The 16888-nt window shown below is 47.6% G+C and carries 15 protein-coding genes and 1 pseudogene; 4 read left to right on the top strand and 12 right to left on the bottom strand.

Annotated features, from left to right (window positions below):
* Positions 1–33 precede the first annotated feature (33 nt).
* From acoR to HC660_RS04410, 10 genes and pseudogenes are all read right to left on the bottom strand, one after another.
* Entirely contained in the window at positions 34–1851 is a 1818-nt protein-coding gene (gene acoR / locus HC660_RS04455; RefSeq protein WP_168747220.1) for an acetoin dehydrogenase operon transcriptional activator AcoR, read from the bottom strand.
* Positions 1852–1953: 102 nt separating this feature from the next.
* A complete protein-coding gene (lpdA, locus tag HC660_RS04450; RefSeq protein ID WP_168747219.1) occupies positions 1954–3330 on the bottom strand; it encodes a dihydrolipoyl dehydrogenase in 1377 nt (458 codons plus the stop codon).
* A gap of 20 nt (positions 3331–3350) precedes the next feature.
* The gene (locus tag HC660_RS04445) at positions 3351–4547 is read right to left on the bottom strand and encodes a dihydrolipoamide acetyltransferase family protein (RefSeq protein ID WP_168747218.1); all 1197 of its coding nucleotides are present in this window, start codon (positions 4545–4547) and stop codon (positions 3351–3353) included.
* Positions 4548–4560: 13 nt separating this feature from the next.
* A complete protein-coding gene (gene acoB, locus HC660_RS04440) occupies positions 4561–5589 on the bottom strand; it encodes an acetoin:2,6-dichlorophenolindophenol oxidoreductase subunit beta (protein WP_010333415.1) in 1029 nt (342 codons plus the stop codon).
* 1 nt (position 5590) lies between these two features.
* Positions 5591–6592: an acetoin:2,6-dichlorophenolindophenol oxidoreductase subunit alpha gene (gene acoA, locus HC660_RS04435; RefSeq protein WP_168747217.1), complete on the bottom strand. Its 1002-nt coding sequence runs from the start codon at positions 6590–6592 to the stop codon at positions 5591–5593.
* A 227-nt stretch (positions 6593–6819) separates the two neighbouring features.
* Positions 6820–7257 (bottom strand): annotated as a pseudogene (locus tag HC660_RS04430) (YfjL-like protein).
* Positions 7258–7286: 29 nt separating this feature from the next.
* On the bottom strand, positions 7287–7739 hold the full coding sequence (locus tag HC660_RS04425) for a DUF6884 domain-containing protein (protein ID WP_168747216.1): 453 nt from the start codon (positions 7737–7739) through the stop codon (positions 7287–7289).
* A 172-nt stretch (positions 7740–7911) separates the two neighbouring features.
* A complete protein-coding gene (locus tag HC660_RS04420; RefSeq protein WP_168747215.1) occupies positions 7912–8892 on the bottom strand; it encodes a tRNA dihydrouridine synthase in 981 nt (326 codons plus the stop codon).
* 337 nt (positions 8893–9229) lie between these two features.
* The gene (gene rlmD / locus HC660_RS04415; protein ID WP_168747214.1) at positions 9230–10630 is read right to left on the bottom strand and encodes a 23S rRNA (uracil(1939)-C(5))-methyltransferase RlmD; all 1401 of its coding nucleotides are present in this window, start codon (positions 10628–10630) and stop codon (positions 9230–9232) included.
* 113 nt (positions 10631–10743) lie between these two features.
* A complete protein-coding gene (locus tag HC660_RS04410; RefSeq protein WP_168747213.1) occupies positions 10744–11607 on the bottom strand; it encodes a DNA-3-methyladenine glycosylase family protein in 864 nt (287 codons plus the stop codon).
* Between the two features lie 116 nt (positions 11608–11723).
* Between HC660_RS04410 and corA the strand changes: the two genes are divergently transcribed.
* Both corA and HC660_RS04400 read left to right on the top strand, forming a co-directional pair.
* Positions 11724–12683, top strand: a complete 960-nt coding sequence (gene corA, locus HC660_RS04405) for a magnesium/cobalt transporter CorA (RefSeq protein ID WP_168747212.1) — start codon at positions 11724–11726, stop codon at positions 12681–12683.
* Positions 12684–12782: 99 nt separating this feature from the next.
* The gene (locus HC660_RS04400; RefSeq protein ID WP_244956484.1) at positions 12783–13646 is read left to right on the top strand and encodes an NAD(P)-dependent oxidoreductase; all 864 of its coding nucleotides are present in this window, start codon (positions 12783–12785) and stop codon (positions 13644–13646) included.
* Positions 13647–13681: 35 nt separating this feature from the next.
* On the opposite strand, the gene pdaA is transcribed toward HC660_RS04400, so the two are convergent.
* The gene (gene pdaA, locus HC660_RS04395; RefSeq protein WP_059291644.1) at positions 13682–14473 is read right to left on the bottom strand and encodes a delta-lactam-biosynthetic de-N-acetylase; all 792 of its coding nucleotides are present in this window, start codon (positions 14471–14473) and stop codon (positions 13682–13684) included.
* Between the two features lie 99 nt (positions 14474–14572).
* A complete protein-coding gene (locus HC660_RS04390; protein ID WP_010333401.1) occupies positions 14573–14758 on the bottom strand; it encodes an SE1561 family protein in 186 nt (61 codons plus the stop codon).
* 145 nt (positions 14759–14903) lie between these two features.
* Between HC660_RS04390 and yfkAB the strand changes: the two genes are divergently transcribed.
* Together yfkAB and mscC are read left to right on the top strand one after the other, a co-directional pair.
* Positions 14904–16025: a radical SAM/CxCxxxxC motif protein YfkAB gene (gene yfkAB, locus HC660_RS04385; protein ID WP_168747210.1), complete on the top strand. Its 1122-nt coding sequence runs from the start codon at positions 14904–14906 to the stop codon at positions 16023–16025.
* Positions 16026–16868 carry a mechanosensitive ion channel protein MscC gene (mscC, locus tag HC660_RS04380; protein WP_168747209.1) on the top strand — a complete coding sequence of 281 codons (843 nt, stop codon included), beginning with the start codon at positions 16026–16028 and terminating at the stop codon, positions 16866–16868. It begins immediately after the preceding gene.
* Positions 16869–16888: the final 20 nt, after the last annotated feature.

Raw genomic sequence — 16888 nt, 5'->3', positions numbered from 1 at the left:
CATAACGTTTCCACTTCTTGAAAGAAGTATGCTTTATGATCCAGCGGTCATATTAAATTTTTTCAATCGTTTGTAGAAGGTGCTGCGCGGAATGCCGCTGATTTTTGCGGCTTTGGAGACGTTTCCTTTTGCTGTTTCAAGCGCATTGATGAGGATATCTTTTTGAATTTGCTCTCGGAGATTCAGCGCCTTTGTTTCAGCCCGCTTTTCTTTTACGGGGCCGATCGGCAAGCCTGACGCTTCGAGCAATAAGGAAAGCGGCTCGTCACTCAGCCTTCCGTCCGGAAATCTGATGGAAAGGCGTTCAAAAACATTAAACAGCTCGCGAATATTCCCCGGCCACTTCCATTGCTTCAGCACGTCCAAAAAGCCTGGCGGAAGCTCTCCCGGCCATCCATTTTTCTGTGTGTAGTACGCAAAGAGATCCTCAATATCTTCAAGACGGTTCCGCAGAGGAGGAAGCTGAATCGGGTAGACATGAAGGCGGTAAAACAGGTCCTCTCTGATTTTTCCGCTTTCTGCGAGTTCACGCAAATCACAATGTGTGGCAGCAATCACTCTGATATCAACTGGAATTTCCTTTGTCCCGCCAATTGGTGTAATCTTGCGTTCCTGAAGCACCCGTAAAAGCGCTACCTGCATCGAGTGGGAAATTTCTCCGATTTCATCTAGAAATAAGGTGCCATGATTCGCTTTTTGGAAGGCGCCTTTGTAGCCATTTCGTTTCGCTCCCGTAAAAGCGCCTTCTGCATAGCCGAACAGCTCGCTTTCGATTAAATCCGACGGGATCGCTCCGCAATTCACGGCTACAAACGGCCCGTGCTTACGGTCGCTATTTTCATGAAGCGCGCGGGCCGCGACTTCCTTCCCCGTGCCGGTTTCGCCCGACAGACAAACTGTCGCATCTGCCGCGGCCGCTCGTTCGAGGCTTATGAGCATGGCTTGCGATTGCCTGCTTTGTCCGAGGACTCCATGAAATCGAAAGGCCGTTTTTTTCTTTTGTTCCGATAAATAAAAACAAGTGCCGCTGTCCCCCATGGTGACCGCTTTTTCGATCGTAAAACCCTTTTCCTTCAACTCATAAAGATGCCGGCCTTGCCAATCCGGTATTGACGATCGTATCGGCAGGCTTGCGCCGATGATGTGCTGTTTGGCATTGCAAAGCACGATCGGCACACGGGACGCTGCCCTATCGGCAAAGCGGCTGAGCAGTTCAAGCTCTTTCTCCCTGCTTTTGGCTGCCAATTCCCGTTCCGCGGCAAAGGCGATGGCCGCGGCAATGCCGAGCATATTTGGCTGTGCGTGCGCTGCTGGGCAAGAGATATCAATCACCCCCGCAAGAGTGCCGTCCTCATAATGAATCGGTGCTGCTGAGCAATTCCAGTGATGGGAGGCGACAGAATAATGCTCTGAACCTTGAATGACAACCGGCTCGCTAATGTGAAGCGCCGTTCCGATTGCATTTGTGCCAACCGCCGTTTCCGTCCAGCACGCGCCTTCGATAAAGTTAATGCGTTTGGCTTCATGGAGCGCGCGGCGATGCCCGTCAAGCGCCAGCACCACGCCGTCCGCATCAATTAATAGCGCCATCATTTCCATTTCTTTTATTGCAGGCAGCAATTTTTCCAGGTAAGGCATTGCGGTCGACAGAAAGAATGAATGTTTGTTTGACTGCTGATCCAGCTCCGTTTGCTGCAAAACCTTCGGGCCTTTTTCCAAATAGGGGTTAACCTCAGCCTTTCTGCAGCGATGCCAGGACTCGGCTATCCTTTTTCTTATTCGGGCTTCGTCCAGCACGCCGTCCTTCACAAAACGTTTCCAGGTTTGCAAATCGTTCGGGATCGAATTCATTCCTTGATCGCTCCTCCCTTACACGCCGTTTTCATCTATTGTAGGGGAAAAGTAAAGCGCTTTCAACAATAAAAAAGCTGGCGCATTCGCCAGCTTTTCTTGTTATGCATGCACCGCAAGCCCAATTGTGCTTAACAATGCTTCGTGCAGCGTTTCCGAGAGTGTCGGATGAGCCGCGATAAAATGCTCTGCCATATCCGCCGTCATTTCACCGTTCATGATGGCAGCCGCCTGGCCGATGAGCTCGGTCACATCCGGTCCGATCATTGAGACTCCGACGATTTCACTGAACTCTGGCTCAACCACAATTTTGACCTTTCCTTCTGCTTGGTGTTTGATGAGCGCCTTCCCGTTTGCGGAAAAAGGAAATTCACCAATCTGTACATCTCCGTAAACGTGTCTCGCCTGTTTTTCTGTCAATCCGATACAAGCAATTTCCGGGGATGTATAAATACATCGGGGCACATTTTTTTCGTTCATTTTGACGTTCCGTCCTGAAGCGTGTGAAGCTGCGATGATCCCTTCATGGAAAGCGGCATGAGCCAGCTGAATGCCACCGATCGCGTCCCCGCATGCGTAGATATGAGGCACATTGGTCTGCATCTGCTCATTTACGGGAATACCTTTATGGGAAAAATCAATTCCCGCCTGCTCAAGCTGTAATCCATCCAGACGAGGTTTTCTTCCAATCGCCACCAGCACATAATCGGCCTTCGTCTTAAACTCACGCTGTCCGCTTTTCCATATCGCCGTTTTGGCTGCTGGATCAACACGCTCTAACCGGGAGGAGGTATGAACTTCAACTCCGTCTTCCTCAAGCTTTTCCTGAAAGTGACGGGCGATATCCTCATCCTCTGCCGGAATCAGCTGGCCGGCTGTTTCAATGATCGTCACCTTCGTTCCAAGTCTGGCGAACAATCCGGCATACTCGCAGCCGATCACACCGCCGCCGACAATCACAAGCGAAGCGGGAATGTCTGAAAGGGCGAGTGCGTCTTTGCTATCAATCACCCATTCGCCGTCAAACGGGGCAAAGGGCAGCTCGATCGGCTCTGATCCGGTTGCGATCAATATTTGTTCCGCCTCTCTGATTTCTTTTCCGTTCTCCCCTTTGATCAAGAGCTTCTTGTCAGAAAGAAAGGAAGCCTCTCCCTTTACGACCTGTATTTGATTTTTCTTCATTAAGTACTGTACGCCTTGGACAAGCTGACTGACAACCTGCTGTTTCCGGCTCTGCATCTTGTTCCAATCAACCGAGATGGCACCAGGCGGAAGTTCAATTCCGAAGCGCCCGGCATGTTTGATTTTATCAAGTACGTTTGCGCTTTCTAACAAAGACTTCGTCGGAATGCAGCCTTCATTCAGACAGGTTCCTCCAAGCGAGCCTTTGTCAATGAGCAGCACGTTTCTGCCCTGCTGTGCCGCGGAGACTGCAGCGGCATAGCCTGCCGGTCCCCCTCCGATAATGGCTAGTGTCATGTCGTTTTCACCTGCTTTTCCTATAAAATTAATGCTGCCGGTTCTTCCAAATATGTTTTAATCGCCTTCAGAAAGGCAGCGGCCGGAGCGCCGTCACAGACTCTGTGATCAAATGTCAGGCTGAGCGGCAGGATCGTGCTTCTGACAATTTCCTCCCCTAGATACACCGGCGTGTCATAGCTTGCTCCGATGCCGAGAATGCCTGTTTCCGGCGGATTTAATATCGGCGTGAAATGCTCCACTCCAAAAGCGCCAAGGTTTGTAATGGAGAATGTTGAGCCTTGCAGTTCTTCGCTTCCCGCCCATCCCTCTCGTGCTTTTTTGGCATTTTCCGAGATGGATTGAGCCAGTTCAATCAGCGATTTCTTTTCAGCATGGCGGATCACAGGCACAACCAACCCTTTTTCAAGAGCAACAGCCATTCCAAGATGAACATGAGGATGTGTGATAATGCGCTCATTTTTGTAGAAGCTGTTCAGCATAGGATGTGATTGGAGAGCGAGCACCGCAGCTCTTGAGACAAAATGAGTCATCGTTAATTTCGTACCGTGCCGTTCCTCTGCTGTCGGCGAAAGCTGTTTTTGAAGCGCTGCCAGCTTAGTGATATCAGCCTTCATTGTAATCGTCAGCTGGGCGCTGTTTGCCAAGCTTTCCTGCATTCTGGACGCGATCACTTTTCTCATGCCTGTAACCGGCGTTTCCTGCGCCTTTTGGTCGGAAACTGGCTCAGCCTGTTCTCTTTTTTGTTCAGAAAGCGCCTTTGTGACATCATCCTTCACGATTCGTCCACCCGGTCCCGTGCCCTTCAGATTTTTCAGGTCTAACCCTGCTTTTTCCGCTATTTTTCTGGCGACTGGAGAGATTTTCAGTCTATCTTTTTTAGTGTTTGCGGGTTTGTTTTCATGTTTAGGAGGCTGGGGATCTGCTTGCCTGCTTGCTTCAGCGGCTGGCTCTTCCGTTTCTTCCTGCACCGATTCATCGGCATCCCCGATGTAGCAGATGGCCGTACCGGGCGGAACCTCTTCCCCTTCTTTCACCTTGATATCAATGAGCGTGCCCTTTTCTGGCGCTTCAATTTCCATTTCAATTTTCTCCGACTGAATGCTGGCGATGCTTTCTCCTTTTTCAACCGGATCTCCCACTTTTTTGTTCCAAATTGATACTTCTCCTTGTTTCATGGCCATTCCCAACTTTGGCATCACTACTTTGACCGCCATATGTGTCCCCCCTTTAATTCACTGCCGGCTCGCCAAGCAATTCAAGCGTGACGCTGACGATTTTATCTGGTGTCGGCAAATATTGATCTTCAAGCACTGGCGAAAACGGCACAGGTGTGTGCGGCGCTGTAATCCGCTTAATCGGCGCATCTAGCAGATCAAAGCCTTTGTCAGCCACAATCGCGGCAATATCTGTCGCTATGCTGCATCGCGGGTTGGCTTCGTCCACGATGATCAGCCGGTTTGTTTTTTCTAACGATGTGAAAATCGCGTCCTCATCCAGAGGAGACAGACTGCGGGGATCGAGTACCTCGGCTTCGATGCCTTTTTCTGATAATTGTGCTGCCGCTTCGAGTGCGGTATTGACCTGCTTGCCGATCGCAAACAGCGTGATGTCGCTGCCCTCGCGTTTGATGTCCGCTTTTCCAAGCGGGATTGTATAATACTCTTCCGGCACTTCGCCTTTCATGTTGTAGGACGTTTTATCTTCAAAAAAGAACACCGGATCGTTGTCTTCGATTGCCGCAAGCAGCAGGCCTTTGGCGTCATACGGATTCGATGGAACAACCGTCTTCAACCCCGGAATGCTTGTGAAAAGGCCGTACAGCGCCTGGGAGTGCTGTGCCGCAGCCCGGAAACCCGCTCCGTATGTGGTGCGGACGGTAATTGGCACTTGCGCTTTTCCGCCGAACATATAGCGGAATTTTGCCCCTTGGTTGATGACCTGGTCAAAGCACGTGCCGATGAAGTCGTTAAACATCAGCTCCGCAATCGGTCTCAGCCCTGTGGATGCCGCAGCCATAGCGGCGCCCATATAGCCCGCTTCAGAAATAGGCGTATCCAGCACCCTGCTCCGTCCAAATTCCTGAACGAGCCCTTTGGTGACGCCTAATACGCCGCCCCATGCTTCATCGTCCTGCAAATGATCGACTGCCGCTCCTCCGGCTACATCCTCACCGATCAACAGCACATTTTCGTCCCTTCTCATCGCAAGTTTCATCGCCTCATTGATCGCGTCTGACATGCTTATGACTCTTGCCATCTTACATTCCTCCTTTTTCATATGAGACATATACATCTGTCAGCAGCTCTGATTCTTTTGGATATGGGCTGTCTTGGCTGAAGGAGACTGCTTTTTCAATTGCTTCATTCACGCTTTGTTCAATGTCTGCCAGTTTTTTTTCATCCGTCTCTTTTAACAGATAGTTTTTAAAGCCTTGAATGGCGTCCTTTTCTTCAAGGTGCTCAGCTCTTTCATCCTTTGTTTTATAGGTTTGGGCATCTCCTTCGAAATGGCCGTAGTTTCGGTAGGTCATGCATTCAATTAAAGACGGGCCTCCGCCGTTTTTTGCTCGTTCAATTGCTTCCTCCGCTGCCTGGTAAACTGCTAAAATATCTTTTCCGTCCACGGTTACTCCCGGCATGTTATAGGCAGCTGCCCGATCAGCGATTGAATCACAGGCTGACGCGTACTCAAATGGCGTGGCTTCGCCGTAGCCATTGTTTTCAGCAATAAACACAACTGGAAGGTTCCATACAGCCGCTAAGTTGAGGCCTTCATGGAAGGTTCCTTGGTTATTTGCTCCGTCTCCAAAAAAGCAAACGCTTACATTTTTAGTCTGTTTATATTTAGCCGTGAGCGCTGACCCGCATGCGAGCGTAAACCCGCCCCCGACGATTCCATTTGCCCCCAACATGCCTTTATCGAGATCAGCAATGTGCATCGATCCGCCTTTGCCTTTACAAAGCCCGGTCGCTTTCCCGAAAATTTCAGCCATCATGCCGTTCAGATCACAGCCCTTGGCGATACAATGGCCATGCCCTCTGTGTGTGCTTGTAATGCTGTCGCCATCATCTAAGTGAGCGCACACGCCTACAGCTACCGCTTCTTCACCAGCATACAAATGGACGAATCCGGGAAGCACTCCCTCTGCGAACAGTTCATGCACTTTGTCCTCAAAGCCCCTGATTTCCAGCATCTTTTGGTACATCCACAGCGCTTTTTCCTCAGTTAATGACAAGCCTTCTCGTTTTAACAGTTCCATTGTGTGTGCCTCCTTCTATTTAGGGTTCACAATAATAAATGCAAGAAGTGTGCCAATCTTTGGAGCCCGTAAAATCAGTCTTCTCGTCTTCACCCTGGAGACAGTTTGAGACGGGTGTCTCGTTTTGTCTCATACTGATTCATTTGTATCATTTTACAGATGCAAAAAAGACCGGATATCACCCGGCCTTTGACAAGGTTCGACGTATTTATTTCCTTGGAAATTTTTTAACTTCCCAGTTCCTCTGCATCGTTTGACTGAATCGCTGCTTTTGAAAGAAAATCAATTGAATATTGCGGAACCGCTTTTTTCAGATCTGCTTCAATTGCCTTCGATGCTACTTCATTTACATGCTTTGCTACTGATTCGATATATGCTTCTTCAATTCCATCGCACTTTACTTTAGGATGGAGAAATCCCTTCGTACACATTGGATAACGATGAGATTGGGTGTTTGCTTGCTTGGAATACATATTCAGAGGTTTTAGCGTTATATACCCCATTTGTGATCTTGATTTCTTTTTTTGGATAGGTTTCCTTCACATAAGAGGTAAGCTTCTGCTCTGCAGCACTTTTCGAAAATGGATCACCGAACCATACATGATAGATATATAGTCCGCACCCAAATACCGCTATGGCAGCAAGCCAAACACAAGTTTTTTCATGTTCACACTCTTTTCTTCTTATATACGTGCTACAATTCTTGCTTTTCTTCAACAGCCCGGTTCAGCGCTTGAAGCATGTAGCCAATGCCTTTGTACGATGACAGCGGCCAGCTGATATGCTGATGCTCCCCGGTGACAGCGTTTAGGACGCTTCGATATTTTTTCCCGCCAAGCATGACAAGCTCTTCGATGTCGGAAAAGCCTTTTTCGCAAAATTGGTGGCGCAGCTCCTCCGCTGTCATGATTTCCGGATGACCGGTGCCAAAAGTCACATCGTAATTTCCTGATACGATATCATTAGGGCGAAGAAAGCCGTGCTTCGCCGACAAAATCACCCACTCATCGAAAAATGATTTCGCATACCGCTCGCACGCCTGATGAAACGGGCTGAGATAAGCGTCCTCTGCTCTTACCGGCCCGGCATCAGGCTGGACATCCCAGATTTTTTTCTTGCCGCAGGGGATGATGCATAGTCGTTTCATTTTTCTCCCCCCCTTTATAAGATATCTCCACTAAATATACCATTATTTTCTTACAATAAATTAGAGAAAAGACAGGTGAGTAAAAGCTGCGTACAAAAAAACCCGGAAATCGGAATTGTTTATTTTACCGAGATCCAGGATTAGAATTGGATTAAATTTTCAAGCACTGCTGTTACTCTATCCCTGAAAGATACTTTCTCTCAAAGTCATCGAGCAATGCCCGCACTTCATCCGTTGACTTTGTGTTCATGCATTGATTTCTTAATTCACTTGCTCCTCGGAACCCGCGGAGGTAAATCTTGAAAAAGCGAGGAAGAGGCTTGTACGGACGCGCTTCTAATGCTGAATATTTATCATGAAGATCCAGATGCAGCCTTAAGAGATCAAGCAATTCCTTGCTGCTATGCTCTTTCGGCTCCTTTTCAAAGGCAAATGGATTTGTAAAAATACCACGCCCAATCATAATTCCATCGACACCGTATTCTTGAGCGAGTTTCAAGCCAGTTTGACGGTCAGGGATATCCCCATTGATCGTCAATAGCGTATCTGGCGCCACCTCGTCACGAAGTTTCTTAATCTCCGGGATGAGTTCCCAATGCGCATCCACTTTACTCATTTCCGCTCTTGTACGAAGATGAATAGAGAGATTAGCAATGTCCTGCTTCAATACGTGTGTCAGCCAATCGCGCCATTCATCCACATTCGTGTAACCAAGCCTTGTCTTCACACTTACAGGCAATCCCCCTGCTTTTGCAGCTTGTATTAATTCTGCCGCAACTTCAGGACGGCAAATAAGGCCGCTTCCCTTCCCATTGCCTGCCACATTAGGCACAGGACAGCCCATATTGATATCTAGCCCCTTAAATCCTAGCTCCGCCATACCAATACTCATTTGGCGAAAGTTCTCAGGCTTGTCTCCCCATATATGAGCCACCATTGGCTGTTCATCCTCCGTGAAGGTCAAACGGCCGCGGACACTATCCTTCCCATCCGGGTGACAATAGCTCTCCGAGTTTGTAAACTCTGTAAAAAATACATCCGGCCTGCCTGCTTCACTTACTACATGACGGAAAACAACATCCGTCACATCTTCCATTGGGGCCAGTACAAAAAAAGGCCGTGGTAATTCACGCCAGAAATTATCTATCGTCATTCCATTCAAATCCTTTCATTATGGGATACCAACGCAAACCTTTATCCCAAAATTAAAAAGCTGACCATACTTCTTTTACACTTATAGCATGCTTAAGCACTTCTTATCAAACGAAAGTAAATTTTGAACATTTAAATCTTTACTAATAACATATAACAAGCGACAAAACAAACCGACTAGAAAAGCAGTTTGAGTCATAGGGTCAGGTACATAATCCAAGTTTCAGTGTATGTTCCTGCAAATTTTCTTTCAATAGCTTGGACTGCGCATGAAAAAGACCCGGAAATCGGAATTGTTTATTTTACCGAAATCCAGATCTGATTAGAAATTGTTTATTTTAGTTAGATGATTTTAATACAAGCTTCGCCACCGCTTCCACATGAGCCGTCTGCGGAAACATATCGACAGGCTGAATATATTCCACGCGATAGTCCTTCGACAGCGCCTGCAAATCCTTCGCAAGCGTGGATGGATTGCAGGAAACGTAGACAAAGCGTTTCGGTTTGACTTTTTTGATCGTGTCCAGGAACGTAGTGTCACAGCCGGTTCTTGGCGGGTCCACGATGACGACGTCCGGGCGGAAGCCTTCTTTCGTCCATTTCGGGAGCCAGTGCTCGGCTGTTCCTGTTACGTACGTGGCGTTTGTCATACCGTGTTTTTTGGCATTTTTCTTGGCATCGTCAATCGATTCTTTGATGACGTCCATGCCGCGGACTTCCTTCGCTCCGTCCGCCACCCACATGCCGATGGTGCCGACGCCGCAATACGCGTCAACGACTTTTTCTTTCCCGGTCAGCTGCGCCGCTTTTTTCACTTCGTCATACAGCTTGACGGTTTGCTCCGGATTGAGCTGGAAGAAGGCGCGGGCGCTCAATTCAAAAGATACGTCGCCGAGCACTTCTTGAATCACGGTATGTCCGGCGAGGGGTTTTGATTTTTCACCGAAAATAACAGAGGTTTTCGCTCCGTTTACATTTTGAATAATGGATTTCACCTCAGGCAGGCGCTTTTGGATCGCTTTGACGATTTCTTCCTTGTGCGGAAGCGTATCTTTTGCTGTGACAAGCACGACCTGCACTTCGCCTGTTTCAAAGCCGACTCTCGTCACTATCGTGCGGACGTCGCCTTTTCGTTTTCTTTCATTATAAACAGACACATTGAAGTCCTCTAAAATGCGACGGACGATGCCTGTTGTTTTGTTGGTTGCCGGATGCTGGACGATGCAGTCTTTGATTGGCACGATATCATGAGAATCAAGACCGTATAAGCCGGCAATGATGCTGCCGCTTTGTGAGCGTCCGATCTGGAATTGGCTTTTGTTACGATAGTTCCATGGGTTGTCCATGCCGACCGTTTCTCTGATATCCATGTTTTCGACTTTGAACTTCGTATGGCGCTCCAGAGACTGGATGACGATGTCGCGCTTTTCCCGAAGCTGCTGGCTGTATGCAAGATGCTGAAGCTGACAGCCGCCGCACTGCTCGTAGACAGGGCAAGGCGGTGCCACTCGATGCTCCGAAGCCTTGCGAATCTTCTTGATCCGTCCCTCCGAAAACTTCGGCTGCACTTTCGTCGCTTGGACGACAACCTCTTCACCTGGAAGCGCGCCGGGCACGAATACGACTTTTTTCTTGAAATAGCCGACGCCTTCCCCGTTAATCCCGAGACGTTTAATCGTCAGCGGAAAGGTCTGTCCGACTTTCAGTTCGACGGGCGCCTTTTTGTTTTGTTGGTTCACGTTGTTCTCTCCGTTTCTATATGAAGCTTTCTGCGGATGGCAGAAAGTGAAATGGTTTTTTCACATCTTTCTAGTATAACACGTTTACACGATTTCCTTCATTGTCAGACGAATTATTCTATACTCCTCCACAAATACAAAGACGCATAGCTCAAATAAGGCTCCCACTCCCTGCTCATCGCGAGCATAACATCCTTTGCCGGTTTATCGTCCAAATTAAAGTGGCGTTTGATCGCGTTTTGCAGTCCGATATCAGCAAGCGGGAATAAATTGGGCCGTCCGAGCCCAAACATCAGCACGTTTTGTACCGTCCACGGGCCGATGCCTCTAATTTTGATCAGTTTCTTCATGATGTCTTCATCTGTCATTAAGGGCAGCTCTGACAAGTCGAGCGTGCCTTCGGCGATCATTCGCGACGTATCAATAGCGTATTCCGCTTTTCGCATGCTGAATTGCAAATCGCGCAGATCTTGATAATCCAGCGCCGCAATCGTTTCCGGCTTCGGATAGCACCACACGCCGTCCTTCTGCTCGCCGAACGTATGGACAAACCGTTCTGTCAAGGTGTACGCAAAAGATAGATTCAGCTGCTGGTGCACAATGCATTTCATGATACAGTTGTACACGCTGTAGTCCAATACAAGCGGCGTGCCTGCATGCTCTTCAAATATCGCGGAAAGATTCGTTTTAGAGAAATGCTCAAGGACATGCCGCAAATCATGTTCCCATTGAAAAATCCGTTTGATTTCCTTCATCATGTCTTCCTGCTCTGTTTCCCCGCTGACGAGAAACTCGGGCTCGTCAGCATCGCCTAAAGCCTGCACCTTCACGATACATACGTCACCGGTCTTATTTCTGATCGGCACTCTTATGTCCCGCGCTTTCAGATCAACTGCATTCAAAGGGTCTAACGCCAGCCTGTCGAGCACACGGTCAAAATGGTACGGCGGTGTGACCGATACTTTTTCTTTCCACATATGATCAGCCCTTTTCCGTTTTTTTTCAGTATACCATGCCGCTGAAAACCGGCAGAAAACACTGTATACTTTTCTGAAAAAGGCCGCATGATATAATGGCAGGTGGAGGGTTGTTTATGATCAACATTACCGCTATCACAACACAGCATCAGCTTTTAAAAAATATACCGATTGAACGGGTTGAACAGCCGGATATTGCGTGGTACTGGGTTGATTTTTACGGCCCGGAGGAAACAGAAACCGCGTTATTGAGAGATTTTTTTCATTTTCATCCGCTTGCGATTGAAGATTGCTTTCAGCATATGCAGCGCCCGAAGCTTGACCATTACGACGGCTATCGCTTTTACGTGCTTCATGCGCTGAATCAGGAAACGCTTGAGACCGAAGAAGTCGATATCTTTCAGGGCGAAAAATTTGTCGTCACCTTTCATTTACACGAAACGCCCGGTATCGCCAAAGTCCGGGAGCGTTTATATGCTTCACCGGATCTGTTAAAAAAAGGGCCGGGGCATATTTCTTATATGATTATGGATCAGCTTGTTGATGAATATTTTCCTCTGGTGTACAAAATAGAAGACCGGCTGAATGAGATTGAAGACAGCCGCAGCCATAAAACGTACGGAACGCTGATGAGCGAGGTGTTTGAGCTCAGAACAGACCTATTGCATCTCAGGCGGACCATTATTCCGATGCGTGATTTGCTGTATCGGATTTTAAGCCTTGACCATGTGAAAGACCAGCGTGAAACAAAGGCATACTTCAGCGATATTTACGATCATTTATTAAAGCTTTCAGAAATTGTGGAATCTAACCGTGACATGACGTCCGATTTGCGTGACAGCTACGTGACACTGAATTCTAACCGGATGAATGCGATTATGATGACATTGACCATCGTGTCTACGATATTTATCCCGCTCACGTTTATCGCCGGCGTTTACGGCATGAACTTCGACAACATGCCGGAGCTTCACTGGGAATACGGATATTACGCCGTGCTTGGCCTGATGGCCGCCCTTGTGATCGGCATGCTGATATGGTTTGTACATAAAGGATGGTTCAACATTTTTAAATGAGGACAGCGTGAAGCTGTTCTTTTTATTTTGGCAAGCCGATTTCCAGCATATCCTGTTCGTTTTGTATATAATGAAAAAAATGTTCAGGGAGTGATCAGATTGAAAATCGCTGTGATCGGACTTGGCAATATGGGACAGCCCATTGCCCAAAACGTGCTACAAGCAGGCTATCGTTTGACAGTATACAATCGGACGAAAGAAAAGACGGAGGAATTTGCATCCCAAGGCGCCCAAGTGGCAAAAACGCCTCGCCAGGCGGCTGAGACCGCTGATATCGTCGTGACAATGCTTTCTGATGACAATTCTGTCAGCGCTGTGACATTCGGCAAAGATGGATTGATTGAAGGATTATCAGAGAATGGGATTCACATTTCGATGAGCACGATCAGTGTTGAGTTCTCAGAAAAGCTCGCGGCCGCCCATGCGGAAAAAGGACAATCCTTTCTCGCCGCTCCTGTGCTGGGAAGACCAGATGCCGCAGCAAACGCCGCGCTTCGGATAATTGCGGCAGGACCCGCGGAAGCAAAAAAAACAGCAAAACCTCTGCTCGAAAGCTTGAGTCAGCAAGTGTTTGACGTCGGCGAAGAAAGCAAAACAGCAAACGCAGCGAAAATCAGCATCAATTTCCTGCTCGTATCCATGCTGGAGGCGTTATCTGAATCATTCCTGATGATGGAGAAATACGGATTAGAGCAAAAGCAATTTTTAGCCATCGCCAACGCGCTTTTCAGCTCCCCTGTATATCAAAATTACGGAACGATCATGGCCGAGCAAACATTTGAGCCGGCGGGCTTTAAAATGTCATTAGGGTTGAAGGACACCAATCTGGCGCTCGCCGCCGCGGAGCAGGTCTCCGCCAAGCTCCCTCTTGCCGAGCTGGCGAAAAGCCATTTTGAAAACGGTATTGAAAAAGGGCTTGGAAACCTAGATTGGGCCGCTTTAATAACATGCATAGAAAAATAGAAAGAAGCCTCTCCATTGCGGAGAGGCTTTCTTGTTTACAAAGACGGCAGCTTCATTTCTTTCTCAAACATCAAGTCATCAATGCTTTTAAAGGTATAGCCTTGTTTTTTCAAATCGGTAATCGCATCGTCCAGCGCCTCGGCGTTGTCCTTGGAGACAGTGTGAAGCAGGTAAATCGCTCCCGGATGCGCCTGTTTGATCATGTGATCGTAGGCGTATTTTTTCCCTTTTTGATGATTGATTTTCCAGTCGACAAAAGCGACGGACCAGAAAACGGTTTGATAGCCCATGCGTTTCGTTTCTTTCAGCACGTATTCACTGAACACGCCGCGCGGCGGCCGTAAGTACAGATTGTCCTGCTTTCCCGTGATCTTATAAACCTCTTCGTTGACTGAATCGAGCTCGTCCTGAATTTGGTCAGCGGTTTTTGTCGTCAGATCTGGATGGTGAAAGGAGTGGTTGCCGATGATATGCCCTTCATCCGACATCCGTTTGATCAGCTCGGGCTGATCTTTCACGAAATGCCCGGTGACAAAAAACGTTCCTGTCACGTGATGTTTTTTTAAGACATCAAGCACCTTTGGCGTATATCCATTTTCATAGCCGTTATCAAAAGTTAAATAAATTGTTTTTTCTTTAGTATTGCCTAAATAAAACGCGTCGTATTTTTTGATCAGGCTGTTCAGCTGTTTTCCCGCATCAGGCGGCTGATGGTTAACGCTTCGCTTAAATCCCCAATTAATCGGCTCATTCGGTACCGCATCTGCCTGTTTTGCTCCTGCTGCAAGCAGGACGGCGGCACAGCATATTGCACACATCCACTTCATGGCCAGCGCTCCTTCTGCATTTTTTCTTATTTTACAGAAAGGCGCTCCATTTTATACTGACGCTTTATGCCAATATAAAAAACCGCGGCAAGCGCGGTTTTATTCCCAGTCTTTTTTAAATCGTTCATATTTGGCTTCCAGGTCATCCAGCATGCCGATGAGCCTATCTATATCTTCTACGTCTGTTGCTTCAGGGTCTAATGAATCAATGACGTTCATAAACATGTCTAATCTGTTTTTTAAATAATCAAGCTGCTGATCTTTATTGTTTACTGCGTTCCCCATTCTGCGCCTCCATTCATTTTTTATCATGGTAGCTCATTTTTTGCCGTTTTTCAATCGCCCCGCTACTTGCGATCTTGGCAAATCAGGTCTAAAATTAACTGTTGGCAGCGTTAGTATGCCCCATTTATAAAGGAGTTAGATAGTCATGACACAAAACACGAAGCTGCGTCCGATTACACCTGAGTTCGACCCTTGGGAAGCCTATATGGATGTCGACCAGTATGGAGATATGCAGCTGACGAACGTTGAATTCACAACGACGACACTGTGCAATATGAGATGCGAGCATTGCGCTGTCGGCTATACATTGCAGCCCAAAGACCCGAATGCTCTCCCAATAGATCTTCTGTTAAAACGGCTGGAGGAAATTCCCCTCCTCAGATCCATCAGTATTACAGGCGGAGAGCCGATGCTTTCATTAAAATCCGTAAAGGAATATGTCGTGCCGTTATTGAAATACGCCCACGAACGCGGGGTGCGGACCCAAATCAATTCAAACCTGACTCTCGATATCGAGCGATACGAATGGATTATTCCGTATCTTGATGTGTTACATATTTCTCATAACTGGGGAACGGTTGAAGAGTTTGCGGAAATCGGTTTCGCTATGATGGACAGAAAACCGACCTTCGAGCAGCGCGCGCGCTATTTTGATAAAATGATCGAAAACAGCCGCAAGCTAGTGGATGCCGGAGTGATGGTATCAGCGGAAACGATGCTGAACAAACGCACACTTCCGCATATTGAGCATATTCACCGCCAAATCACAGAAGATATGAAATGTCAGCGCCATGAAGTCCATCCGATGTATCCGAGTGATTTTGCGAGCGCCCTTGAATCTCTCAGCCTGAAAGACATGAGACAGGCCATTCACCGCTTGCTGGATATTCGTGATGAAAATACATGGATGCTGTTCGGAACACTGCCGTTTTACGCATGCAGTCCCAATGAAGAGGATCAAGAGCTGCTGCGCCGGCTTCGCACGGCGAAAAACGTGACAGTGAGAAATGACCCTGACGGCCGGTCGCGCCTGAATGTCAATATTTTTGACGGAAATATTATCGTGACAGACTTTGGCGATACACCGCCGCTCGGCAATATACAAACGGACAGCCTGCCTTCCGCCTACCAAAAGTGGAGAGAAACAAAGCTGGCCAAAGAGCTGAACTGCCACTGCCCGAATGTCCGGTGTCTCGGACCAAACGTACTCGTCAAAAACAGCTACTACCAGGATACAGATTTTTCAAAACGTCAAGCCAGGAGTTAGATGCGGATGGAAGAAACACTTACGGAGATTTTTCAGAATAAAATCGTTGATATTCTCCTTGTCGCCGTTATTTTGTGGATCGGTGTCTTTATCATTAACCGATTGGTACAGTTATTTTTCAAACGAACGGACTTTATTGAAGAAAAAAAAGAGAAGACCATCGAAAGCCTTGTCCGTTCTATCACCCAATATACGGCGACAATTGGTTTTATCTTTTATGTTATTTCTTTATTTGTGCATGATTTCGGCAAGATTTTAGCCGGGGCGGGTGTAGCCGGTATCGTCATCGGTTTTGGCGCCCAATCGCTGATTAAGGATGTGCTGGCGGGTGTGTTTTTAATTTATGAACGCCAGCTGCACAAAGGCGATTATGTGACGGTAAACAATTTATTTAACGGCACTGTCGAAGAAATTGGCCTGCGCTCGCTGCAAATCCGCGAGTGGAGCGGAAAACTGCTCACCATCAGCAATGGTGAGGTCAGACAGATAGAAAATTATAATATCGATTTTATGCGGATTACCGAATCCTTTCTCATCAGCTTTAAAGAAGATCCAGACCGTGTATACAGTGTGCTGGAGGAAGCTTGCGACAGGCTGAATGAAGAGCTTCGCGATTCACTGAAGCGGGATGAATTCGGAAACCCGACAGAGCCTTTTCAAATACACGGCATTACCGCTTTGAATAAAATCAACCGCGGGGTTGAATTTACCGTGAAGGGCATGGTGCGGGATGAAGATTATTTCAGCGCCAGCCTTGCCGCCAGACGGGTTCTCGTTCGCCAGCTGTACCAAAACAATGTTCAAATGCTTGAGGAAGCGGTAAGAATCGAAAGAACCCAATAAAAAAACTGATTCCATAATGG

Origin of the sequence: Bacillus mojavensis, from assembly GCF_012648005.1 — a bacterium.
GTDB lineage: Bacteria > Bacillota > Bacilli > Bacillales > Bacillaceae > Bacillus > Bacillus mojavensis.
The sequence above is the reverse complement of the archived record's forward strand: the minus strand, read 5'-3'. Positions and strand labels throughout refer to the sequence as shown.

Excerpts from the sequence above, each read along its gene's own strand:
- acoR (WP_168747220.1), bottom strand. The coding sequence starts at position 1,851 with ATGAATTCGATCCCGAACGATTTGCAAACCTGGAAACGTTTTGTGAAG.
- lpdA (WP_168747219.1), bottom strand. The coding sequence starts at position 3,330 with ATGACACTAGCCATTATCGGAGGGGGACCGGCAGGCTATGCCGCTGCA.
- HC660_RS04445 (WP_168747218.1), bottom strand. The coding sequence starts at position 4,547 with ATGGCGGTCAAAGTAGTGATGCCAAAGTTGGGAATGGCCATGAAACAA.
- acoB (WP_010333415.1), bottom strand. The coding sequence starts at position 5,589 with ATGGCAAGAGTCATAAGCATGTCAGACGCGATCAATGAGGCGATGAAA.
- acoA (WP_168747217.1), bottom strand. The coding sequence starts at position 6,592 with ATGGAACTGTTAAAACGAGAAGGCTTGTCATTAACTGAGGAAAAAGCG.
- HC660_RS04425 (WP_168747216.1), bottom strand. The coding sequence starts at position 7,739 with ATGAAACGACTATGCATCATCCCCTGCGGCAAGAAAAAAATCTGGGAT.
- HC660_RS04420 (WP_168747215.1), bottom strand. The coding sequence starts at position 8,892 with ATGACGATAGATAATTTCTGGCGTGAATTACCACGGCCTTTTTTTGTA.
- HC660_RS04410 (WP_168747213.1), bottom strand. The coding sequence starts at position 11,607 with ATGTGGAAAGAAAAAGTATCGGTCACACCGCCGTACCATTTTGACCGT.
- corA (WP_168747212.1), top strand. The coding sequence starts at position 11,724 with ATGATCAACATTACCGCTATCACAACACAGCATCAGCTTTTAAAAAAT.
- pdaA (WP_059291644.1), bottom strand. The coding sequence starts at position 14,473 with ATGAAGTGGATGTGTGCAATATGCTGTGCCGCCGTCCTGCTTGCAGCA.
- HC660_RS04390 (WP_010333401.1), bottom strand. The coding sequence starts at position 14,758 with ATGGGGAACGCAGTAAACAATAAAGATCAGCAGCTTGATTATTTAAAA.
- yfkAB (WP_168747210.1), top strand. The coding sequence starts at position 14,904 with ATGACACAAAACACGAAGCTGCGTCCGATTACACCTGAGTTCGACCCT.
- mscC (WP_168747209.1), top strand. The coding sequence starts at position 16,026 with ATGCGGATGGAAGAAACACTTACGGAGATTTTTCAGAATAAAATCGTT.